Annotated in this window: 20 protein-coding genes; 12 read left to right on the top strand and 8 right to left on the bottom strand. The window is 41.1% G+C overall.

The annotated features are described in order from the left end of the window. Window positions 1–22: 22 nt before the first annotated feature. The 3 genes from AC1Z3K_RS16840 to AC1Z3K_RS16830 all read right to left on the bottom strand — a co-directional run bounded on the left by AC1Z3K_RS16840 (window position 23) and on the right by AC1Z3K_RS16830 (window position 3335). Window positions 23–838 carry a TPM domain-containing protein gene (locus AC1Z3K_RS16840; protein ID WP_426081648.1) on the bottom strand — a complete coding sequence of 272 codons (816 nt, stop codon included), beginning with the start codon at window positions 836–838 and terminating at the stop codon, window positions 23–25. Further along, on the bottom strand, window positions 835–1950 hold the full coding sequence (locus AC1Z3K_RS16835; protein ID WP_461733371.1) for a TFIIB-type zinc ribbon-containing protein: 1116 nt from the start codon (window positions 1948–1950) through the stop codon (window positions 835–837). Before AC1Z3K_RS16835 ends, AC1Z3K_RS16840 begins: the two co-directional genes overlap by 4 nt. 146 nt (window positions 1951–2096) lie before the next feature. Beyond that, a complete protein-coding gene (locus AC1Z3K_RS16830) occupies window positions 2097–3335 on the bottom strand; it encodes an SPFH domain-containing protein (protein ID WP_461733370.1) in 1239 nt (412 codons plus the stop codon). Between the two features lie 263 nt (window positions 3336–3598). Here AC1Z3K_RS16830 and tsaB point away from each other — a divergent pair, with 263 nt between their 5' ends. Genes tsaB through tsaD form a run of 4 tightly spaced genes read left to right on the top strand, consistent with a single transcriptional unit; the run spans window position 3599 to window position 6354 of the window. Further along, on the top strand, window positions 3599–4324 hold the full coding sequence (gene tsaB, locus AC1Z3K_RS16825) for a tRNA (adenosine(37)-N6)-threonylcarbamoyltransferase complex dimerization subunit type 1 TsaB (RefSeq protein WP_461733369.1): 726 nt from the start codon (window positions 3599–3601) through the stop codon (window positions 4322–4324). Further along, window positions 4299–4853: a ribosomal protein S18-alanine N-acetyltransferase gene (rimI, locus tag AC1Z3K_RS16820; RefSeq protein ID WP_461733368.1), complete on the top strand. Its 555-nt coding sequence runs from the start codon at window positions 4299–4301 to the stop codon at window positions 4851–4853. Before tsaB ends, rimI (AC1Z3K_RS16820) begins: the two co-directional genes overlap by 26 nt. Continuing rightward, window positions 4846–5322 carry a ribosomal protein S18-alanine N-acetyltransferase gene (gene rimI / locus AC1Z3K_RS16815; protein ID WP_426081641.1) on the top strand — a complete coding sequence of 159 codons (477 nt, stop codon included), beginning with the start codon at window positions 4846–4848 and terminating at the stop codon, window positions 5320–5322. Before rimI (AC1Z3K_RS16820) ends, rimI (AC1Z3K_RS16815) begins: the two co-directional genes overlap by 8 nt. After that, the gene (gene tsaD, locus AC1Z3K_RS16810; RefSeq protein WP_461733367.1) at window positions 5323–6354 is read left to right on the top strand and encodes a tRNA (adenosine(37)-N6)-threonylcarbamoyltransferase complex transferase subunit TsaD; all 1032 of its coding nucleotides are present in this window, start codon (window positions 5323–5325) and stop codon (window positions 6352–6354) included. It abuts the gene before it with no gap. A gap of 144 nt (window positions 6355–6498) precedes the next feature. Here the strand turns inward: tsaD and AC1Z3K_RS16805 are convergent, their stop codons facing one another. The 5 genes from AC1Z3K_RS16805 to AC1Z3K_RS16785 form a co-directional block, all read right to left on the bottom strand. Further along, a complete protein-coding gene (locus AC1Z3K_RS16805) occupies window positions 6499–7062 on the bottom strand; it encodes a YdeI/OmpD-associated family protein (RefSeq protein ID WP_426081639.1) in 564 nt (187 codons plus the stop codon). A gap of 441 nt (window positions 7063–7503) precedes the next feature. Continuing rightward, a complete protein-coding gene (locus AC1Z3K_RS16800; protein WP_461733366.1) occupies window positions 7504–8505 on the bottom strand; it encodes a LacI family DNA-binding transcriptional regulator in 1002 nt (333 codons plus the stop codon). A gap of 70 nt (window positions 8506–8575) precedes the next feature. Next, on the bottom strand, window positions 8576–10069 hold the full coding sequence (galT, locus tag AC1Z3K_RS16795; protein ID WP_461733365.1) for a UDP-glucose--hexose-1-phosphate uridylyltransferase: 1494 nt from the start codon (window positions 10067–10069) through the stop codon (window positions 8576–8578). Between the two features lie 12 nt (window positions 10070–10081). Then, window positions 10082–11071: a UDP-glucose 4-epimerase GalE gene (galE, locus tag AC1Z3K_RS16790; protein ID WP_461733364.1), complete on the bottom strand. Its 990-nt coding sequence runs from the start codon at window positions 11069–11071 to the stop codon at window positions 10082–10084. A gap of 12 nt (window positions 11072–11083) precedes the next feature. After that, window positions 11084–12262, bottom strand: coding sequence for a galactokinase (locus AC1Z3K_RS16785; RefSeq protein WP_461733363.1), 1179 nt, complete (start codon window positions 12260–12262; stop codon window positions 11084–11086). 613 nt (window positions 12263–12875) lie between these two features. Between AC1Z3K_RS16785 and AC1Z3K_RS16780 the strand changes: the two genes are divergently transcribed. The 8 genes from AC1Z3K_RS16780 to AC1Z3K_RS16745 all read left to right on the top strand — a co-directional run bounded on the left by AC1Z3K_RS16780 (window position 12876) and on the right by AC1Z3K_RS16745 (window position 23753). Beyond that, window positions 12876–13715: an AraC family transcriptional regulator gene (locus tag AC1Z3K_RS16780; RefSeq protein ID WP_426081634.1), complete on the top strand. Its 840-nt coding sequence runs from the start codon at window positions 12876–12878 to the stop codon at window positions 13713–13715. Between the two features lie 69 nt (window positions 13716–13784). Next, window positions 13785–16070, top strand: a complete 2286-nt coding sequence (locus AC1Z3K_RS16775) for a glycoside hydrolase family 65 protein (RefSeq protein ID WP_461733362.1) — start codon at window positions 13785–13787, stop codon at window positions 16068–16070. 2 nt (window positions 16071–16072) lie between these two features. After that, on the top strand, window positions 16073–16879 hold the full coding sequence (locus AC1Z3K_RS16770; protein WP_461733361.1) for an alpha/beta hydrolase: 807 nt from the start codon (window positions 16073–16075) through the stop codon (window positions 16877–16879). A gap of 143 nt (window positions 16880–17022) precedes the next feature. Continuing rightward, window positions 17023–18039: a LacI family DNA-binding transcriptional regulator gene (locus tag AC1Z3K_RS16765; RefSeq protein ID WP_461733360.1), complete on the top strand. Its 1017-nt coding sequence runs from the start codon at window positions 17023–17025 to the stop codon at window positions 18037–18039. Between the two features lie 78 nt (window positions 18040–18117). Next, a complete protein-coding gene (locus AC1Z3K_RS16760) occupies window positions 18118–19374 on the top strand; it encodes an extracellular solute-binding protein (RefSeq protein ID WP_461733359.1) in 1257 nt (418 codons plus the stop codon). Window positions 19375–19406: 32 nt separating this feature from the next. Continuing rightward, window positions 19407–20279, top strand: a complete 873-nt coding sequence (locus tag AC1Z3K_RS16755) for a carbohydrate ABC transporter permease (protein WP_426081629.1) — start codon at window positions 19407–19409, stop codon at window positions 20277–20279. A gap of 15 nt (window positions 20280–20294) precedes the next feature. Next, a complete protein-coding gene (locus AC1Z3K_RS16750) occupies window positions 20295–21119 on the top strand; it encodes a carbohydrate ABC transporter permease (RefSeq protein WP_426081628.1) in 825 nt (274 codons plus the stop codon). 453 nt (window positions 21120–21572) lie between these two features. Beyond that, the gene (locus AC1Z3K_RS16745; protein ID WP_461733390.1) at window positions 21573–23753 is read left to right on the top strand and encodes an alpha-galactosidase; all 2181 of its coding nucleotides are present in this window, start codon (window positions 21573–21575) and stop codon (window positions 23751–23753) included. Window positions 23754–24035: the final 282 nt, after the last annotated feature.

Here is a 24035-nt window from a genome sequence, read left to right as displayed (position 1 = left end):
AATAAACATTCGTTCTTTTCAATTAAAAGCTGCGTCCGCCGCCGCCAAAGGTACCGCCGCCAGTGGTATGTGTAGTACTGCCGCCACCACCTCTAGTTCCACCGCCGCCACTACCAGATGTGTTTCGTGGTATCTTACGTGTCGTAATAAAGGAGTTGGTCATGCGGTCTTCTTTTTCAGTTAATTGCAATGAGGATTTTTCATAAACCGGATAGCTATGCTTTGCGGATTTTAGTCTATATTTAGACATTGTCAGCCAAACGAATAAAGCACTAATCGCGAGTGCTGCGATGAAAGCAACAGCAATTTCAAAAGGGGTCAATACTTTATAATACGTGATTTTACCGGTTTCTGAGTCTACGCGATAGTGCCCTTTGGGAACGCCGTCGTCAAAGTAGGTGCTGACATTGCCTAAAAAGCTGTCAGCTGCCTGAAAATATTGGCCATCACTCATATAAGATTCCATGTTGTCCAGCGTGTTTTCAATCCGACTGTCTGTCATGTAGTCAATCATATTTCCAGATGTAGAGATGATAAATTTTCTTTGATTCATATCGATATACAAAGTAATACCGTTCTGATTTTTTCCAATTTTATCAAGCATGTACTGATCGGCAAAGCGGGTGGAGTCTACCGTATTATCCGTATTGGTTACAATGAAAACAGAGGCCTTTGCCTTTCGTTCAATTTCATTTGCTTTTTCATTTAACTGCTGTGCCTGTTCAGTCGTTAGAAGACCCGCTTGGTCATCCACTGTTACTGATGAGGCTTCCCCATATAGAGGGAAAGAAAGTAAAAAGCCTAAAAGAATTGCAGCTATTATCCGATATTTTCTCATATCATATATCCCCCAATCATAAAGAGAATAAAGAGGACTGCAAAAATGCCAAACCCTGCGAAAAGAAGGCGTTTGAAGCTAATCGGCAGTTCACCGTGCGTTTCTCCAGTAACACCGTTCATCGCGTAATAATATATTTTATCATCACCTGAACGGTTATTATAAGTAACTAGCCAGACAGGCAATAAAATATAATCCTGCTGCTGCCGGTCGATACGGATGTCCGTATTCACGCCTGTTAAAGTTGTGTAGCCGGAAGCGGAATTTTTCAACAATTGATTAGAATATCCTTTTAGCTCCTGCTCAATGTCCGCCTTAAGTGCTTCAAATTCAATGTCTCGTTTTTCAGCCTGAAATCCTGATAGATACTGACTTTTGAAAGGAACCGCTTGTTCCAGTGGGAATGGCTGAACAACCTCGACCATTTTTTGCTGGGTGTTCTTTGATAACGCATTTTTTACTAGTTCCTTAAAGGAAAGCTTTCCTTTTCGTCTGATAGCAAACTGCTTTGTTTCCGTATGTTCAATATCTCCTACGCGCCAAACACGAACCGTTGTCCCAGTGGCGTTCAGCTGACCAGTAATATCAGAGTCAACCGACCAGTAGGGGAAATAAACCCCAGTCATCTTTTCAATTTGTGAGGCATTAAAAAAATCCTTTGGAATAAATTTCTTTTTTCTAGTCCAGTCAAGAAATCTGTTGACCGCTTCCTCCTTTTCGATTTTAAAAGGGAGGACTTTATCCGGGAGAAATTTCCCGCTGATTCGACCAGATAATACAACCGGATTATGGCAATAATAACAGTAGGTCGCTGCAGTAGTTGCATCCGTTACAATTTCTGCGCCGCAGCTGGCACAGGTAAACAGTTCCAAGTCACCGCTGCTTGTTTGAGCTTCACTTGTCATTTTTTCTGCTGCTGAAGTATCTGTCTCCTGTGCAGCTTCATCAGGTGTTTTTTGAAGCCGTGCTTCCTTTTGATTTTTCTCGTAGGCGGTTACCTCTTCTTCAGTGAAAATACTTAAGCAATATTCACAGTGAAATTTCTGATCCTTCGGATCAAAAAAGAGTGGTCCGTCACAGTTGGGACACTTGTGTGTAAATGAACTTTCCATAAGTACTCCTTTCCAGGATATATAAATGGGTAACTACTAAAATTGAAATTATTTAGTGCTAAATTAATCCTGTCCAACAACAAAACAATGCAGCAGCAGGCTGTAGTGATAGAGGTGCTGCTGCATTGTCATGTTTGACCAAGTCTTTATAAAGGAACTCCTTGAAACGGCTTGCCGCAATGAGGGCAGAACTTCGGAATACCGTTGGCAAGATCAACGATTTCGTGGCATTCGCTGCACTTCATTTCCAGCTTTGGTGCTTCATTCGTTGGTTTTGGTGTGCCGCAGTTTGAGCAGAATTTACCTTGATTTTCTACACCACACTGAGGACAGGTCCAAGAATCCGCGGCTGATTGTTTCTGCTGCTCCTGCTGTTGTTGATTTTGCTGCATTTGCTGCTGGTTGGTCTGCGAAGCCTGATTGAAATAGTTGCCGCTGGTATTCATCCCCATACCGACACCCATAAAGCCGCTCATTGACCCATTCGGATTTTTACCAGCTTCCTCCATGCCGCGGGCAAGGGAACCTTGTACATAGCCTTCACGAACTCCTGGATCTCCCAGCATCGCACCTTGATTTCTCATGTTAATCAATTTTGTAGAATCATCAGTATAAGAAATACTGGCAACCGCTGCTGAAACTATTTCCATTCCGCGAAGCTCCCGCCAGTTATCATCAAGAATAGAGCTAAGGTAGCTGCTTAGTTCCATGCTTTTTGATGGTACATAGGAAATTCTTTCCCCATCAGCTGACATCTTATTAATGGCAGCCTGTAAAGCAGTTAAGAACTCAGATAAATACTGTTCATTAATGTCATTAATTTCAACCTGTTCTTTATTTCTCGGAATGGCATTTGAGAAGAACAATAACGGGTCAGTGATTTTAATTGAGTACGTACCATGTGCTCTGAGAAACAGCTCTGCATTATAAAAATTATCAAAGTAATTGATTGACGAAGCTGTTCCAAACTTAATGCCTTTGATTTCCTGCAGATTAATGTAATAAACCTGCTGCTTCTGTGGTGTTACACCACCAAATTTGAAACGATTGAAGGTCTCAGCTACAGCGTCCTTCAAGCTGCCGTTGAACATGGATGGAGCGGAATCATTTTTTACTACATAGTAGCCTTCTTCGGCGGTATAATCGATAATTTTTCCGCCGTCGACCAAGATCATCATCATATTAGGATAAACATGGACAACAGAACCATCAGTTAAAACATCTGCCGTTCCTTTTTTATTCGAACCTCTACGGTCATCTTTTCGTACAAATACACCCTTTGTCATAACAGTCGTGTCTGACATGTCAGCCGGCTCAATCGCCTCGACCCACTGATCAGCTAAGCCTCCGCCGACAGCGCCAATTGCTGCTTTAATAATACCCATTACGATTCCTCCTTCAAAATACTTGTAAACGTATTAATTATACCATAGGGGATTCCAAGAAAATATAACCCTGTTTTATGTTTAGTTTTTTTAATAAAAAAAATCTCAGATGTTTCAGAAACTTATACTGTATGAAAAAACAAAAAATTAGGTATTTTGTTGCTTTTTATAATGATTAAAAAGAGTAAGTCTTTTTCTACTTTTTACCTTAATGAGAAAATGTGCTACAATAAATCGACAAAGAGATGGAAAGGCTGGTTTTTGTGCGTATTTTAGCTATAGATACATCAAATCAAACATTATCCGTTGCAGTATGCGAAGATAACAAAATACTGGGAGAATTTACAAGTACTGTAAAGAAAAATCATAGCATTACTCTGATGCCGGCGATTACAGAGCTGATGACTGTTTGTCAGTTGAAGCCTCAGGAGCTGGATCGGATTGTAGTTGCTCAAGGACCTGGATCCTACACTGGCTTACGAATCGGTGTTACTACAGCAAAGACGTTGGCCTATACATTGAAAAAGGAGCTTGTGGGCATATCCAGTTTAAAAGTGCTGGCAGCCAACTGCATAAATATTTCAGGACTGATTGTCCCTTTGTTTGACGCTCGCAGAAACAATGTTTATACAGGAGCTTATACGTTTAATAAAGAGACAGAAGCATGGGAAACTATTATTTCTGACCGGCATATTTCTATGAGTGACTGGCTAAAACAGCTCCAAAGCTATCCTGCTGTTTATTTTGTTGGAGAAGATATCGAAAAATTTCGTGAACAAATAGAACAGGAACTGCCGGACAGTTCCCTTAATACTTATCCGCAGTGGCAGATTCCTTCCAGTGCAGCTGCCGCCTTTTTAGGAGCGGTAGAAGAACCTGTGGAAGAGATACATACATTTTTGCCTGACTACTTGAAAAGAGTAGAGGCGGAAGAAAATTGGCTGAAAGAACATTCAATGGGGGATGAGAGTTACGTTGAAAAAATTTGAGTCGCTTCGCAGACTGTTTAAAAAAAAGTCGAATTGGCAGGCTTTTGACCGTAAAACAGTCACTATTGAAGATAAAGAGTATACAGTAAGAGGGATTGTGGAAAGTGATATCAAGGATCTTCTGACCATTGAACGAGAGGTATACAATGGCGAGCTGCCTTGGACTCGTTCTGCTTTTCTATCAGAAATTCATTCGAAAAATCCTCATCTCTATATCCTAATCCAGAAAGAAGAAAAGACCGTGGGATTTATTGGCTGTCGGGTGATTGAGCATGACGGGCACATTACGAATGTTGCGGTTGGAAAATCAGCACAGGGACAGGGGATTGGCAGTTATCTTCTGAACGAAGCAATTCAATTTGCTTCTGCACAAGGCTGTACCCAAATGTCATTGGAGGTTAAGCTGATAAATAAGCATGCGCAAAGTGTTTATCGAAAAATCGGCTTTACCTCAAGTAAAATCACTGAAGGATATTACGATGACGGGGAAGATGCATTAGAAATGATTATGGATTTGAGCAATGGCTAGTTTAGAGAAGCTGAAAAAAATAAAGAGTACAGACTATTCCAGCTGGGCAGAAAAACTTTGGCAGCTGTGTGTGGATAGCTATCCACACGGTTCTCCCTGGTCAGCTGCACAGTTTCAAGAAGATGTGATGAGAGAGAGCAGCCATTATTTGCTTTACACTGATGAAGAGCAGCTGATTGGCTTTGTCAGCTATCAGCAAGTATTAGATGAAGCAGATATAACTCATGTTGTAATTGAAAAGAATAGTCAAAATCAGGGGTATGGGAAAGATATGCTGCTGAATACTTTCAGAATATGGCAGGAGAACAGGTTGCAGAAAGTTTTTCTAGAAGTTCGGGCTTCAAACCTTTCTGCACAAAAGGTCTATAATAAGCTTGGTTTCCAATGTATCCATCGAAGAAAGAATTATTACCATCACCCTCAGGAAGACGGCTTAGTGATGGAACTGAGAATAGAAGAAGGGGATTAAATGTCGGATTTAAAACAAGAAGAATGCTTAATATTGGCAATTGAAAGCAGCTGTGATGAAACAAGTGCCGCGGTCATTCGAAACGGTACTGAAGTGCTTTCTAATATAATAGCCTCTCAAATAAAAAGCCATCGGCGTTTTGGCGGTGTTGTACCAGAGGTTGCCAGTCGTCATCATGTAGAACAAATTACAATATGCATGGAGGAAGCGCTGGAAGAAGCAGGTATAGAAGCGGATGATTTAACCGCTGTTGGGGTAACCTATGGTCCTGGCCTAGTTGGAGCGTTGCTCATTGGAGTATCTGCAGCCAAAGCATTTGCTTGGGCGAATGATTTACCCTTGATTCCGGTAAATCATATGGCTGGCCATATTTATGCAGCAAAACTAGTTCAGCCATTGGTGTTCCCTTTGATGACGCTGCTGGTCAGTGGTGGTCATACAGAGTTGGTGTATATGGAGGAAGATGGTTCGTATCAAATTATCGGTGAAACTCGGGATGATGCTGCAGGAGAAGCCTATGATAAGGTTGGCCGTGTATTGGGTCTAAGCTATCCCAGTGGGAAGGAAATTGATGTGCTAGCTCATCTCGGCAGGGATACCTTTGATTTTCCGCGGGCGATGATCAAAGAAGACAACTACGATTTTAGCTTCAGCGGGTTGAAAAGTGCCTTTATCAATACTGTTCATAATGCACAGCAGCGGGAAGAAGCGCTCAGTAAAGAAGACTTAGCTGCCAGCTTTCAAGCAAGTGTAGTAGAAGTTCTTGTATCCAAAACACTGCGTGCCTGTCGGGAATATCCTGTAAAGCAGCTGATTGTTGCAGGCGGTGTGGCGGCCAATAAAGGATTGCGGGAAGCGTTGGAAAAAGCTGTCGCGCAAGAGCTTCCTGACGTCACGTTGATTGTTCCGCCATTGAAGCTTTGTGGAGACAACGCAGCAATGATTGGCGCCGCTGCTTTTATTGAATTAGAGAAAGGGCATCTTGCCGACTATCGTCTAAATGCTGTTCCCGGGCTGAGCTTTACTAGCTGATTTAGGCAAAAGCTGTGATTATCGATCACCAGTCCTACCTGCGTTCATAGAATTTTTATCAATGAAAAAACGGACTCAATAATCAAAAAAGGATGAGGCACATGTAATATGTGTTCCATCCTTTTTTGATTTCCTGACTGTTATCTACATAGGTTTCAAATTTTGCTCTAGCCGTTCCAGCATCCATGCTAGGCGTTTTGTACGTCCGCTTTCTGTTTTAGCATCGAAATAGGCTCTGGTATATGTCCGTTTCACAGAAGGAGACATATTTGTGAAATTTAGATAAGCTGCCTCATTTGCTTTCAACAGCTGACGAACCTGTGCCACTTGTTCCTCTGTCACAGTGGAAGGGGAAGAGGCACTCGCCCATTTTCCGTTTTTCTTTGCTTCGTCTATTTTTCTTCTGCCTAAATCGGTCATCAGCCCTTTTTCTTCCAGCTGAAGTGCCAGCTCTTTATTCTTTTTTGACCATTTACTATCTTTTCTACGTTGAGAAAAATATTTAATGTAAGACTGGTCGTCTACCCGTTTCATTAAACCATCAATCCAGCCAAAACAAAGGGCTTCTTCTAGTGCTTCACCGGCTTTTAATGTGGGTAGTGCCTTTGTTTTACCAAAGGTTAGCCAGACGCCATCACTAGTTTCGGCATTTTTTGTCAACCACTCTCTAAATGTATCACGGGTGTTGAACAACAAAGGTTCGCTCATTTATTTGCCTCCTTTTAATCGTTAAAGATGTTATTCTTCGATAGTAATTCCAATGGTTCGCTCCTTTTTAACATCAGAAATAAGCATGATATAACAGTTATTCCTTATAAAATCTGTGCGCATACCTATAGATAAAAACAGTTGCCGTCCTCCAATAGAGTAAGGGGATAAAGTAAAAATATCGCTGCTGCAGCTAGTGTTATATAAACTATTATATATAAAAGCAGCGTAGGGTGCCAGCTAGGATTTTTAACTAGAAATTATTTTCAAGAAAAGAGAATGTCAGATTACTGCCAACTGATTATTCAAATCATTGGCGAAGTTCTTTTTCAAATAATAGAACTTGGAACAAAGCCAGACTTTTTCTGCTTGCTGTTCCAAGTTCTAGGGTTTTATTTAATTTTTCTCAAGCCAATACCATTTAATCGCAATCTGATTAAACTAGTGCTTGTTGCGGGTAGAGGTTCGCTCAATTAGCTCTGTGCCAATCATTACTTTTCTTGGAACTGGTGCGTTTTCTTTCATCAGTTCAAGAATAGTATCGATCGCCAGTTCGCCCATCCATTCAGTATGGACTTTTACAGTGGTAAGCGGCGGTGAGAGATATTTCGCAACGCTGACATCGTTAAAGCCAATCACAGAAATATCTTCAGGGATTTGAAGACCATGCTCTTGGATTGCTTTGATTGCACCAACTGCTAAGGCATCACTGGAAGCAAAAAGTGCTTCTGGTAAAGGTTGTCTATTATCAAGAAATTCTTTAGTCTTTTCATAACCGTTTTCTACTGAAAAATTTGCTTCGATAACAAAGTCTTCGGAAAACAGCTTTTTTTGCATTGTTTTTTGTTTAAATAATTGGTATCGAGGGTCAGCCAGCTTTGTGCCAGAGCCTTTAGTATGTTCGACTCCTGCCAGAATGCCAATTTTCTGATGTCCATCTGTAATAAACTTGTTTAAAACTAAGTCAATCCCCTGTGAGAAATCGACAACTAGTGAATCATATCCAGCAGCCGAAGCATCAAAATCGACAAACAGTAATTTGCCTCCTAATGAGCCTAGAGCTGTAGTTTGTTTTTCATCAAATTTACCGAGGGCAATAGTACCGTCAGTTTTAGTTTCAGATAGTGCATCCAAGGGCTCTTTTAATAAGAAAATGCCTAATTCTTCAGCTTTGCGCTCGATTCCTAACCGAATGGATAAGTAGTAAATATCCGCAAGCTCTTCCTGATCGTTATACCATTGTACCAACCGAAGAGTGTGCTTTCCTTGAGGCTGATTTCTTTTATGCTTTGTATAGCTCAATTCTTCAGCAGCTTCAAATATTTTTTTCTTTGTCTCATCACCTACGGATAGTCCCTGATCGTAATTCAAAACGCGGGAAACAGTAGCAGGGGAAACACCTGCCAGCTGAGCAATATCTTTAATTGTTGCGATAATCATCACCTTCTCTTAACTAAAATCTATAAATTCTGCTAAATCGAAAATAGATTCATTCCTTTTAGCCTGCAGATAATTATTCAGCAGAATTTAAATAATTGATAAATTTATGAAAGGCGTCCTGTCCTTGCTGGTTTCGTTTGAAAACTCCCGCATCTTCCAAAACTCGTTCGAATACTTTACCGACAGCTTGCTGAACAACCTCTGTTACATTTTCTTTAGTAATTGTTTTTGTTTTTTTGAGCTTATCCGCCCAGGCCTTGTGATACACAGCCAGATTGTTCTCCTGCTCCAGCAGGTAAGCCTCTGTTTCCTTAAGCTCAGCTGCCAGCCTTGGCGGCAGAACAGCCAGTCCCATAACTTCGATTAAACCGATGTTTTCTTTTTTTATATGATGGACGTCTTTATGAGGATGGAAAATACCATCTGGAAATTCTGCTGAGATATTATTATCACGGAGAACTAAGTCCAATTCAAACAAGTCGCCTTTTCTACGGGCAATCGGTGTAATAGTATGATGGGGTGTCCCGTCTTCAGAGTGGGCTTTAACTGAAACAGTTAAGTCGGAGTAGGTCTGCCACTTCTGTAAAATCATTGCAGCAGCTTCTGTTAGTACTGTCGTTTCAGTTCCTTGTAGTCGAATAACAGACATCGGCCATTTGACGATTCCGGCGTTTACCGCAGGAAAATCAGTCAGCGTAAAGCTCTTTTCAATCTCAGCTTTTTCCATGGCAAAGGTATGGCGTCCAGCTTGATAATGATCATGGGAAAGAATAGAGCCGCCCACAATAGGTAAGTCAGCATTTGAACCAACAAAATAGTGAGGAAGGACTTGAGTTATCTCCAGCAGTCTCTGAAAGGTCTGTCGGGTGATTTTCATTGGCCGGTGTTCCTCAGCTAAAACAATCGCATGTTCATTGTAATAGGCATAGGGGGAGTATTGGAATCCCCAGTCTTCTTCGCCAAGCTTCATTCGGATAATCCTGTGATTGGTGCGGGCAGGTGCATTTATCCGTCCTTTATAGCCTTCATTTTCCATGCACAACAGACACTTTGGATAATTACTGCTTGGCGATTCTTTTTCTGCTGCAATTTGCTTCGGATCTTTTTCCGGCTTGGAAAGATTAATTGTTATTTCCAGTGTACCATATTCTGATTTAGCTGGAAAAACAATATTTTGAGCAATTGCTTTTGTTTTAATGTAATTATTATTTTGGCTTAGCTGATAAAAATAATCTGTGGCAGCTACTGGATTTTCTGCATATTTTTCATTAAACAGCTGATTAACTTGAGAAGGAGAAGGGGTTAATAAATCAGTGAGCTGAGCCTCAAGCATGTCATAATCCGCCTGTAGTTCACCAATGACTTGATTTTTCTTTGCCAGCTTCATCAGCTGTTCAGTTAACTGGAGAGGGGATAGAACGGTTGCAGCAGCTGTCTCATCCTCTAAACCTGCTTCCCCAATCAATGCCAACACTCGATTCTCCAAGTAAATCCGGTCCAGCTCTTGCCAGCCGCCGCTTTGGATAGCGGCAGCGGCAAATGCTTTAATTGTCTGACTCGTTGTCATAAGTGTATGCTCCTATTCCTGATAGCCTTCTGGATGACTTACATGCCAATCCCAGGCAGTTTTAATAATATCTTTGATTGTCGTGTAGGCAGGTGTCCAGCCTAAAACTGCTTTTGCTTTTTCACTGGATGCGACTAAAACCGCTGGGTCGCCAGCTCTTCTTGGCGCTACAACTGCAGGAATCTCTTTGCCTGTGACTTCTCTGGCAGCCTCCAGCATTTCTTTAACTGAATAGCCTCGACTGCTGCCTAAGTTGAAAACGGCACTGCTGTTTCCTGATTTCAGGTACTTCAAAGCTAAAAGATGAGCAGCAATCAAATCCTCCACATGGACATAATCCCGAATGCAGGTGCCGTCAGGTGTAGCATAGTCGTCACCAAAAATGGCCAGCTCTTTTCTTTGTCCTAATGCAGTTTGCAGAATAATCGGTACCAAATGAGTCTCAGGCGTATGATCTTCTCCAATTGAAGCGTCAGACTTAGCTCCGGCAACATTAAAGTAACGGAGAGCAACGAACTGAATGCCGTAGGCTTGACTGCACCACTTCATCATTTTTTCCATAATCAGCTTGCTTTCTCCATAGGGATTCTTAGGGTTAGGAAGCAGTTCTTCTGTAATAATAGAAGTTTCTGGTTCCCCGTAGACTGCGGCACTGCTGGAAAAGACAATGTGCTTCACCTGATAAGCAGCCATAACCTCTAATAGGATTTCCATACCGTAAACGTTGTTGTTAAAGTATTTCAAAGGATTCTCCATCGATTCGCCCACCAGAGAGCTGGCAGCAAAATGAAGGACGCTTTCAATATTTTCTTTTTCAAAAATCTTTTCCATGAATTCTTTATCGCGGATATCGCCTTCATAAAAGACTGCTTTTGGATGGACTGCTTTTCTATGTCCGGTCAATAAATTGTCAATGACAATCACTTCTTCACCTGCAGTAATTAACTGATTGACTGCATGGGAACCAATATAACCGGCTCCGCCTAATACTAAAATACCCATTATTTTTCCTCCTTAGAATGCTTCATCTATGTCTAATTTTCTGGCACCATCACTGATATGAGCTGTATAAAAGTCTGCTTCATAACCAATTTTATCTTTGTAGGCTGTGCCAACAGCCTGAGTGAAGGTAGGAATAGACTGCTCCTTCACCAAGGCAATGCTGCAGCCGCCAAATCCGGCTCCAGTCATTCTAGCTCCAAGAACATCCGGCTGTTTCTGTGCCGCTTCTACCAGTGTGTCGAGTTCGATACCTGTTACTTCATAATCAAACTGTAGGGAGTAATGGGAAGCATTTAGCAGCTTTCCAAAGGTAATCAAATCATTTTCTTTTAGTGCTTGTCTGGCCTTTAATGTCCGCTGATTTTCAGTAACTGCATGTTTTGCCCGACGGATTAAGGTTTCGTCTTTGATCAGATGAGTATTTGCTTCAAAGGTTTCTTCGTCTAATTCACCTAAAGAATCAATGGCTAAAGCTTCTTGAAGTCTTTTTAACGCTTCTTCGCACTCTGCCCGGCGTTCATTATATTTAGAATCGGCCAGCTCTCTGCGTTTGTTGGTGTTCATAATAACCACAGCGTATTCTCCAAAGGCAGCGGGAACCAGCTCATAAAACATCGTGTTGGTATCCAATAGAATAGCGTGGTCCTTTTTACCCATGCCAATGGCAAACTGATCCATAATGCCTGAATTTACGCCGATAAATTTGTTCTCAACAAGCTTTCCAATTCGGATTAGGTCAAGTGTATTTGCATCTAAGTCGAACAAATCAGTCAGAATTACGCCCGTCAGTAGCTCGATAGAAGCGGAAGAAGAAAGGCCCGCACCGTTAGGAATCGTACCGTAGAAAAGGATATTCACGCCATGATTGATAACGGCTCCATCTTCAATTAAATAGCGAATAACGCCTTTAGGGTAGTTAGTCCAATCGTCCTCTTTACGATAATCCAAGTCATCTAAGCTGAACTCAATAACACCTAGCTGAGGAAAGTTTTCTGAGTAGAGACAAATTTTTCTGTCTGTCCTTTTTTCAGCTAAACCATACGTGCCTATGGAAATTGCTGCTGGAAAAACATGTCCGCCGTTGTAGTCTGTGTGTTCACCAATTAAGTTAATGCGGCCGGGAGCAAAATAAAACTGACCATTTTCAGAGTTAAAACGATTTTTATAGAGTTCTTGCAGCTTTGCCTTCACAAAATCACCTCGTAATTTATTTAGTAAATATATTATAAAATATTTACTAAATAAACTCAAGAGGAAAATAGAGAGCGTTTTAAATTGTTTTTTATTTGTGGTATAGTAGGTAGGCGTTTGAGGGCGAGACAAAAGTGTTTAGCTTTGAGAACCAGGAAGGTGCGGTTCAACATCAGCTCGTCCCTCACTGTGTTTCTCAGCAACAAGACAAGTTATCCGAGAATTGTCAAGAAATGCTACGAGGAAATCGAGTAGCTGTTGATTGTTGCCCAGCTGGAGCTTCCCGTATTTTTGGAATGGTTCGGTTGATTTCCGAAAACTGCAACTCTTAGTGCTATCGTACATTAGAAGTTGATGCTATCGAAGCGTAGTGTAATAAACGATTGCTGGAACGCCGTTTTATTGTCTTTTAAAGAAAAGGATGAGTATTTATTTTTGTTCAAACTCTTTTTAGCATCATTAAAAGAACATTTTTGACAAGCAATAGTTAGCAGAGCTTGTCGCTGGTGATGTTTGTTTAGATAAGTATAAGAGAGCTGTCGAAAGTTTTGTGCTGTGTCGTAGGGTATAATAAGCAACAGTAACAGCTGTTGCTGGAAGTGAGGAAGTTGAAATGTTGATACATGAGGTCGTTCGCAGTGAGAACCCGCTGCTGCCTTTAAAAATATGGAATCAGAGGCTGAGTGGTCCTGAGCTTTCTTCTCCTGTTCACTGGCACAGGAGTCTTGAAATACTACTCATCGCTTCGGGGCGAGTTGGCATAGAAATAGAAGGCAAGCAGCAAATACTACAAGAAAAAGAACTAATAGTCATTAATAGTGGGGATACCCATCAGATTTTTTCAGTTGCTGCTGAGGATAAAATGGAAGGTGTTACCTTGTTGATTCCATCAGATTTTGTCCAAAGCTGGTTTCCTTATTATGATCAAGGTCGCTTTAACCAACTGGCTGTACAGAGCAAACAGCATCTTTTCTATCCGATTGTTGAAGAAATCGGACGTCTTTACCAAAGTGAAGAAGCGTACTATGAAGGAGAAATTGGTTCACTGCTGCTGGATTTACTGGTTCAGCTTTACCGAAATACTTGGGCGGCAGCTACTGCAGCGGAAAGTCAGTTGGAGATCAAAGAGCGGCTTTCTCCCGTGTTGAGTTTAGTTGAAAAGAGCTATCAAAATCCATTAAGTTTGGAGCAGGCTGCCAAAGCCTCAGGTTATTCAGTTTCTTATTTTTCAAAAATTTTTACAGAAACAATGAAAATAAGTTTTTATCAATATTTGATAGAGTTTCGTTTAAATAAAACATTAAAGGAGCTGCACTACGCCAATAAAACAGTGACTGATATCGCAATAGAAAACGGCTTTTCCAGTATTCATTCCTACATTCAGGGCTTTAAGAAAAAATATCAGCTGACACCAAAAGAATATCAAATGAAAATAAGAAATCAACATAAATAAAAGAGGAATCGAGGAGAAATAAAACCAGCATCAATGATAAACTAAAGCCAAATGAGAGGAGCGTTCAGCATGAGTAAAAAAATGGTTCGTAAAGATTTTTCTTTAACAAATGAAGAACTTCTTTTGCAAGAGACACTATTTCATACTGCAAATGGCTATATTGGTGTTCGTGGAAATTTTGAAGAGGGGTATCCAGAGAGTTTTGTTTCCAGCAGAGGCCAATACATCAATGGATTTTATGATATTGCTGAGATGAAACAGGCGGAACAGCTATATGGTTTTCCTAATAAGAAGCAGGTGCTGCTAAACGTTGCAGATACTCAGAGCATTCACCTTTATCTGGATGAAGAGGAAGTGACAGTCTTTACCGATAGGATACAAGGGTTAACCAGAGTTTTAGATATGGAGAATGGTTTAGCGCTGCGCAGCTTTGTCTGGAAAAGCAAACAGGGCAAAGAGGTTGAGATTAGCTACCGTAGAATGACTTCACTGGTATTATTGCCCTTGTTTACGATTGAGGTTGAAGTGAAATCTAGAGATTTTTCCGGGAAAGTCTCAATTGTCTCCGAGCATTTCGGGACTGCTGAAAACTTTGTGAATCCTGATGATCCCAGAATGGCTGCTGAAGCAGAGAAGTATCTAACCGTTAAGGAGTGCGTATATGACGAGGAAAAGCAGATGTCTTCTATTACCGCAGAAACAACCAACTCCAACTTACGTGTACAAACAGTGGTTTTTCATGAAGTATCAGACAGCTTGGAATTAGGGGCTATTGAAGAACACGAAGGAATAACGACTGTTTTTGACGGTGAAATCACTGAGGGAGAAACAATCAGTCTGAATAAGTATAGCCTATTTTTAGACTCACGCCGATATGATTTAAAAACAGATGCCAGCCTTCTGGCTAAAGAGGTGAAAAAACAGCCGCTGGAGGGCTGGTATCGGAAGCAAAAAGAATATTTAGCTGCTTTTTGGAATCAATCTTCCGTCTCTGTTGAGGGGGATCCGCTGTTGAATGACTCGTTGAATTACAGCTTATACAGTCTACTTCAATCTGCTGGCAAAGACGGTATTTCTAATATTGCGGCAAAAGGATTGAGTGGAGAAGGATACGAAGGACATTATTTTTGGGATACTGAAATCTATATGCTGCCCTTCTTTACTCTGACTCATCCTGAGATTGCTAAGAAGCTAATCGAATTTCGCTACAATATATTGGAATCGGCTAAAGAAAATGCGGCTGTTCTTGGGCATAAGCAAGGTGCTTTGTTCCCCTGGCGGACAATCAGCGGTATGGAATGTTCCGGCTATTACCCTTCTGGTACTGCCCAATACCATATCAACAGCGACATTGCGTATTCTATTATTCAGTATTATCAGGCAACTGGAGATTTGGAGACACTACTCTCTTACGGTGGAGAAATCCTGATTGAAACAAGCCGCCTCTGGCTGGACGCAGGCAGCTACGAAAACGGCAGTTTTAAGCTGAACTGTATGACTGGTCCGGATGAATACACCTGTGTCGTTAATAATAATTACTATACAAATATATCTGTACAGTACCAACTGTCTTGGCTAGCGGATCACTATCCACTGCTGAAAGGAAAACAGGCGCCTTTTTTAGACCGTCTCGGTGTAACTGACGAAGAAATAGCAGACTATCGAAAAGCATCTGAAGCTATGTATTTGCCTTATTCTGAGGAATTGCAGATACAAGCGCAGGATGATAGCTTTTTGGCTAAACCAGTACTGCCGATTGAGGAGCTGCCTAAAGAGAAGTTCCCGCTGCTGCTTAACTACCATCCACTATTCTTATACCGTCATCAGGTTTGTAAGCAGGCTGATTTAGTTTTGGCTTATTTTCTACATGATCAAGCATTTAATAAAGAAGAGATGAAACGAGGATACGATTATTATGAGAAGTTGACGACTCATGATTCTTCTCTGTCCTCCTGTATCTTTAGTATTGTCGCAAATCAAATCGGCGACGTAGAGAAGGCTTATCACTATTTTGACGAGTCCTCTAAAATTGATATTACAAATTCTCATGGCAATACGCAGGACGGTATTCATGCTGCGAACATGGGAGGAACCTATTTAGGATTGGTTTTTGGTTTTGCCGGATTACGGATTCGAAAAGACCACTTAGCATTGAATCCAAGACTACCTAAAAAATGGCACGCACTACATTTCACGGTTAATTATCAGGGCAGTCCAATAAAGGTTGCTGCTGGAAAGCAGGAAATTATTCTAACAACAGAGGGAAATGAACCAAAGAGGATTGTGGTTTATGACCATGAGTATACCCTAACAGCCAGTCAGAGCTTAAAAATTCCCTACAGAAAAGAGGGCTAATTATGTTTTATGCCAAGCAAGAAATTTTAGAAGAGGGCTGGACTGCTGAATTAAGTCTCTACATTCAAGACAACTTTGCAGGGATAGATCCAAAACGAAAACGGCCGCTGATTCTAATTTGTCCCGGGGGCGGCTATGAAAATCTTTCCGACAGGGAAGGGGAGCCGGTGGCGTTAAGAATGCTTGCATTAGGCTTCCACGCGGCGGTTTTGAAGTATAGTGTCGCACCGGCAGAATACCCAACAGCTCTAAGACAGCTGGGTAAGGCACTACTTTGCATCAAAGACCTGGCAGCAGTTCATGGGATTGACCATCAGCGAATTTTCGTGATGGGTTTTTCAGCAGGTGGGCATCTGGCGGCTAGTTTGGGTGCATTTTGGCAGGATAAGCTGTTGTCGGATTTGACAAATAATTCAGAGCAACTTCGACCAGCAGGCTTGATATTATGTTATCCTGTCATTTCAGGCGGTAGTCATATGCATGTCTCCAGCTTTAAGAAACTTTTAGGAGATCGGCTGGAAACCCTGCGAGATCAATTATCCATTGAACAACAAGTCACAGCAGCGTTTCCACCGACTTTTATCTGGCATACACTTGAAGATCAGGTAGTTCCTGTTCAAAACAGTTTGTTGTTAGTTGAACAGTTGGTGAAGAAAAAAATTTTCTGTGAGTTCCATTTATATCCTAAGGGACCTCACGGCTTATCTTTGGGAACAGAAGAAACGAAATCACCAGAACGTGATATGATTTTACCTCGTATTCAATCATGGCCTGAGGATATGGCTAAATGGCTGGATGAAGTGAAATAAGGAATAAAAAAGCAATTAAGTAAACAGGTGAACATGCTGTTTACTTTTTTGTGTTTTCTCTTGAAAAAAGCATTAATTAGATTTATAGTTACGGTAAACAGTAAACGAAAATAACTGATTACTTATAGTAGGAGGAAAAGAATATGGCAGGAATTAGAGATGTAGCAAGAAGGGCTGGCGTATCGCCCACAACCGTTTCACGCTTTTTGAATGAAGATGTAAAGCTGTCCATTACAAATGAAACGAAAAAAAGAATTGAAGAGGCAGTGAAGGAGCTGGATTATAAAAAGGGGCAAAGTACGCGTTCCAGAACAGCTTCAATTGCTATCATCACTACTGTATCGGAAGCTGAAGAGATTGATGATCCGTATTTCCGGTCAATTCGCCTAGGGATTTTTGAAGAGGCAAAGAAACAGAAGATAGCTGCTAACCGCTTCTTTCGTTTAGGTAGCGGAGTCAAACTGGAAGAGCTGGAAGCCTTTGGCTGCCTGATTATTCTTGGGCATTTGGAAGAGTCTTTTCTAGAGGAAATTTATCAGCACAATAATGAGCTGCTGGTTGTTGACGACCCGTTTACTTCGGAAAAATACGATACGGTTTATTCTGATATTGAAGGAGCAGCTAGGCAGAATCTTGACCGCTTATATAAAAATGGTCACCGGCGGATTGCTTTTATCGGCGGGGTTCATACAAGCCATCGCCCTGAGGGAGTCACAGTGAAGGATGATGCAGATGTTCGGGCAGTTACCTATAAAAAATGGATGGCTGAACGTGGATTGGAAGCAAATATTGTTATGAAGCTAGGTGAATGGAATACACAAAATGGTATGAAACTGGCAGAAGAGCTGATTGAGGAGCAAAAAGGCGATTTGCCCACGGCAATAATGGTTGCCAGCGATCCAATGGCTGTAGGGGTTTATCGGGCGTTGCAGAAAGCGGAGGTCAAGATTCCGGAAGATATCTCTCTAGTTTCTTTTGACAATATTGAGGTAGCGGAATATTTGACGCCGCCGCTGTCTACTGTAGAGCTGCGGACAATGGAACTGGGAAAACAGGCAATTCGCTTTGCCAAAGAGAAAATAGATGGAGTGAGAAGCTATCCAATTCGCTGTGTCATTCCGGGTGAAATAATTATTCGGGAAAGTGAACAAAAGTATTGACAAGAATTTTAGTAAACAGTAATGTGTGCACATAGTTAGTGGAAACGCTTTTTCAAAATGATGAAAGGGGTAACAGAAATGAAACCGATGAAGAAATTAGTGTTACTGACAGCTGCATTAACATTAGGAGGGATTTTGACCGCCTGTGGAAGTAAAAAGGAGGGAGCTGCGGATAGCGGTAAACAGAAGGAAATTGAGTTCTTTTTCCAAAAGCAGGAAATGGTGCCGACGATGAAGGAAATCATTAAAGATTTCGAGAAAGAAAATCCTGATATTAAGGTCAATCTGACGAATGTTCCCGATGGGTTGACTGTTTTAAAAACACGGATGGCAAGTGATGATGTTCCAGATGTTGTTCACGCTTTTCCAGCCTTACCGGATTTTGTTGAATGGTCAAAAAACGATATGTTTGAGGATCTGACAGACAGCGACATCTTGAAAGGTATCAAGGAAGGTGTACCTGAATCGTATGCTGTAGATGATAAGGTTTATTCGGTTCCTTTGACCAACAATGCTTACGGCTTTTTCTACAACAAGACAGCTTTTGAAAAATTAGGCTTGGAAGCACCTAAAACCTGGGCAGAGTTTGAAAAAACAGTTGCTGCTATTAAGAAAGACGGCCAAACACCTTTTTCTGCTGCGTTGACAACAGATGCGGCAGGCTTCTTAAATGGCTTCCATCAATTAGCCTGGGCAACACTAACCGGTGGACATGAACAAGCAAATGACTACCTACTTCGCAGTCCTAAGGATGCTATCAAGGTAGATGATTCAACCTTTGAACAAGTTGCTGATGAATTGGATATCATGCACGAAAATACTCAGAAAAATGCAAATGGCGCGACCTATGATGACGCAGTTGCAGCTTTTGCTACAGGAGAAGCTTTAATTTTCCCTAATGGTATCTGGGCATTGCCTGCTATTCAAAGTCAGGAGCCTGATTTTGAAGTTGGCATGTTCGCTTATCCGGGTAAAGAAGCTGGGGAAGAGCTGACAGCAGGAGCTGCTGATTTGGCTGTATCCATCAGTAAAACGACAAAAAATAAAGAAGCTGCTGAGAAATTTGTCAGCTATCTGGCCAGTGAAAAAGCAATGCAGAAGTATTATGATGTAGACGGTTCGCCAACATTTGTTACATCAGTAGATACTGCTGATAAGTTCCCTGAAATTGAAGAAGTTTCTAAACTAGTAGGAACAGATAAGCAAATTATCTGGCTGCATAATGAATGGGATTCAGAGGCGGATTTCTGGTATGCCACAGTTGACTATATTGTCAGCGGCGACCGTAGTCAGCTGGCCAAAAATTTGAACACATTCTTCAACAGCATGAAATAATAACTTTATTATAGAAAGAGGGTAACGATCAAATGAAAAAGAAGGGTGTCCTCAATCTTGGCTGGGCGTATTCATTCTTGATCATCCCTATCGTTTTGCAGCTGGTTTTCTTCTATTTTCCAATGCTGCAGGGGTTCTTTTATAGTTTGACGGACTGGACAGGTCTAACATCAAATTACAATTTTATCGGCGCAGACAACTTCAAGGAAATTTTGGCTGATGAAAAGCTGCGCTCTTCAATCTGGTTCACCGTATTGTTCACGGTGGGCCTGATTGTAGGAGAAATTGTCATCGGTATTTTTATTGCCAGATTGCTGAACAGCAAATTGAAGGGTTCTGGTTTTTTTAGAACTGTTTACTTTTTTCCGGCAGTATTGAGTACGGTTACATTAGGATTGATTTTTAAACAGATATTTAATTACGGGCTGCCCCAGATTGGTGAGGCCTTGAATATTCCGTTTCTGCAGGAAAATTTAATTGCAAATGAAAAAACAGCGGTTTTGGGCGTTTTGTTTGTCGCTTTGTGGCAGGGAATCGCTATTCCCGTGGTGATTTTCCTTTCTGGATTACAAAGTATTCCAAAAGATGTAATGGAAGCTGCTGAGATTGACGGTGCTTCAGCGGGACAGCGCTTCTGGAATGTAGAGGTTCCGTTTCTGCTGCCTTCAATCAGCATGGTCTTTATCCTGGCATTGAAGAACGGACTGACTGCTTTTGATCTTCTTTACTCTCTAACGGGTGGCGGTCCAGGTGGAAAAACAACCTCGGTTGGTTTGTTGGTCTACAATTATGCATTCAAGAGTAATAAGTTTGGTTATGCAAACGCGATTGCAGTTATTCTGTTTCTGGTTATTGGTCTGATATCAGTTCTGCAAATCCGTACATCACGGAAATATGAAGTGTAGAGAGGGGAAAACATCATGAAAAAGCAGTCAGCTGTTTTTAAATATCTTGGCTTAATGATTGGACTGGTTCTGATTTTTATTCCGCTGTTTTACACATTTATCAGCGCCTTTAAAGAAACGAAGCAGATTACTAGAGATTTTCTAGGTATACCAGCACCTTTCATAGGTGAGAACTTTACCCGTCTACTGGATGATGGGATTGGTCAATATTTTCAAAATTCAGTTATTATCACCGTTTGTTCAATTTTTTTAATCACGATTTTTGTTCCAATGGCAGCTTATTCTATTGCTAGAAATATTTCGAGGAAGAAAGCATTTGGTATTATGTACAGCTTGCTGATTTTAGGGATTTTTGTTCCTTTTCAAGTAATCATGATTCCAATTACCAGCTTAATGAGCAAGCTGAATATGTCTAATATACCTGGGCTGATTCTTTTATACTTAGCCTACGCCATTCCGCAGACGTTGTTTTTATATGTCGGATTCATCAAAAATACGATTCCAGAAGAAATTGACGAAGCTGCTGAAATTGATGGCGCAGGGAAGCTGCGGATGTATTTTCAAATTATTTTTCCATTGATGAAGCCAATGCATGCAACAACATTAATCATTAACGCACTTTGGATTTGGAATGATTTCCTGTTGCCGCTTTTGATTTTGAATAAGGATTCATCTAATTGGTCGCTGCCGCTGTTCCAATACAATTACTCTGGACAATACTTTAACGATTTTGGTCCTTCTTTTGCTTCCTATGTTGTAGGGATTTTGGTTATCTTGATTGTATATCTGATTTTCCAAAAGAACATCATCTCAGGTATGACGAATGGTTCTGTTAAATAAAGTAAAGGAATAATGAATAAATGGGTTTCTTAGAAGAGTCTATTCATAAACGAAAAATGAAGTACGATAGCCTCAAAAGATTTTTGTTTACTTATTATTTGTTTGGGTTAGAAAAGCTGCAGATAACTTGATAGATGAAAGTGACTACAGGCTTATTTTGAATCGTAGCTGATTGGTATGTGTTCCAATTAAATAGACTCATCTAGTCGATTAAAGAGAAAGAAGCAGATTTTAAAGGATTTAACTTGGAAGATGCTTTTCAGGGATGTCGCATTGCTTTTTTAATGAATGTTGCATCCCTTTTTTGTTAATATGCTTCCACTCTACTAAAAAGATTAACTATATATTTATTGAACAAAAAAGAACAGCAGAACCTACGTTTGTTGCGTTTGTAGTAAAACTAGGATACTGTCTGCTTCAGTTTTTGGAAAGAAGGGTTCTGAAAAAATGAAAATGATAACTTACGATGAAAAACAGCAGGTTTTCCATCTGTCAACAAATAAAATCAGCTACTTGATTCAAGTGGAGGACGGCGGTCTGCTGGCTCACCTCTATTTTGGGAAAGCAGTCCAGAGCTATCACGGACAATTTCGTTATCCTAGAGCAGACCGTTCTTTTTCTCCCAATCCACCATTGGCAAAGGATCGGTTATTTTCTTTTGATACTGTGCTGCAGGAATTACCCGGAAATCCTGGAGACTTTCGAGTGCCTGCGCTTGAGCTTCTACACGAATCCGGCAGCAGTGTGAGTGACTTTCGTTTTGAAGATTATGAAATCATTCAAGGGAAAAAATCCATTCCCGGACTGCCGGCTACATATGCTATGGAAAAAGAAGCAAGCACTCTGATTATTACATTAAAAGACCAGCTTTATGACATTTATCTGGATTTATTTTACACTGTTTTTGACAATCAAGCCGTTCTTGTGCGCTCCAGCCGACTGAGGAATGAGTCGGCAGAAACGCTTGCTATTCAAAAATTAGCTAGCCTGTCTTTGGATTTTGCCAGCCGTTCTTTTGAACTGGTTCATCTTAGCGGCTCATGGTCACGAGAACGAATGATTCAGCGGGAAGTGGTTGCTCCAGGTACAAAAGCTTTAAGCAGTAGAAGAGGATCAAGCAGCCATCACGAAAACCCTTTTGCAGCATTAGTGACACCTGAGACGACGGAAGCAGCGGGAGAAGCCTACGGTTTTTCTCTTGTGTATAGCGGCAATCATGAGACGACTATTGAACGTGATCCTTATGAGCAAACAAGGGTCACAATGGGCATTAATTCTCAGCAGTTCTCTTGGAGTCTTGAAGCAGGCAATGATTTTTATACGCCAGAAGCAATAATGGTATACTCTGATGAAGGATTAAACGGCATGTCTCAAAGCTTTCACTATCTATTTCAACACCATCTAATCCGGGGAAGATTTAAGTATGCACCGCGTCCTGTTCTGGCGAATAATTGGGAAGCAACCTTTTTTGATTTTAACGAAGAAAAGATTATGGAGATTGCGAAGGAAGCGAAAGAACTGGGGGCAGAGCTTTTTGTTTTGGATGACGGCTGGTTTGGAAAACGAGATGCAGATAATTCCTCCTTAGGTGACTGGTATGAATATGAAGGTAAGCTTTCAAGAGGTTTGGCTCAGTTGTCAAAAGAGATTCATGGACTCGGCTTGTCCTTTGGCTTGTGGTTTGAGCCGGAAATGATATCAGAACAAAGCGAACTTTATAAAAAACACCCAGACTGGGCATTTCATGTTCCAGGACGTGAAAAAACGATTGGGCGCGGTCAGTTTGTTCTTGATTTTTCCAGAGCGGATGTTCGGGAAACTGTTTATCAGCAAATGAAGGCTATTTTAGATCACGTTCAAGTGGATTACATTAAATGGGATATGAACCGTAATATGACGGATGTCTATTCGGTACTTCTAAAAAAAGAACAACAAGGTGAAACCGCTCATCGTTATATTTTAGGGTTGTACGAATTTCTTGAACGAATGACCACAGAATATCCTGACATTCTTTTTGAAAGCTGTTCAGGAGGGGGCGGCCGCTTTGATCCGGGGATGCTTTACTACATGCCTCAAGTTTGGGCGAGCGATAATACAGATGCTGTATCACGAATGGCAATTCAATATGGCACTAGCTTGGTTTATCCAGTTTCAACAATAGGCGCTCATGTTGCAGCAGTCCCTAATCATCAGACCGGTCGTACTACTAGCTTGGAAACAAGAGGGAATGTGGCGATGTCTGGACTTTTCGGCTATGAGCTGGACTTGACGCATCTTTCTGATGGAGAAAGGGAGGAGCTGAAGGAGCAAACAAACTTTTATAAAAGTCATCGGCAACTGATTCAATACGGCACATACTATCGTTTGAAGAGTCCGTTTGAAGGGAATGAAGTTTCCTGGCAGTTTGTTGCTCCTGATCAATCAGAAGCGCTGGTCTTTTACAGCAGAGTACTGGCAGAAGCCTCTGCTCCTTTCCATGTGTTGAAGCTAACAGGGTTGAATCCTGAGAAAAGCTATCGGATTAAGGACAAAGTTGTGGGCGGCGACGAACTAATGAATATTGGACTCTATATTGATACGGAAGCATGGGGAGACTACGCAAGTCAGTTAATATATATTGAGGCAGCAGATTAAGGGAGCTGCAAAAGCAATTTTCTGCAAAAGCTGCTGAAAATAAGAAAACCACTAGTCAAATACAAAAATTTTTGATATACTTCGGGAAGTAAGTACAAAAGTAAAGAGAGTACCCTATTTAGATCATCACAGCAATTTCGGGGCGATGGGAGCCGAAAATGAGCAGATAGCGGGAAGCGCACTTTACTACTGTCGTATAGCGACCGGTTAATCAACCGTTATCAGAGTGAAGCAGATTTGCTGGCTAGACAGCAAATAAGTAGAGTGGTACCGCGGGAATTT

It is taken from the genome of Enterococcus sp. LJL128, assembly GCF_056924295.1.
This window is presented reverse-complemented; position numbering and strand designations above follow the sequence as displayed.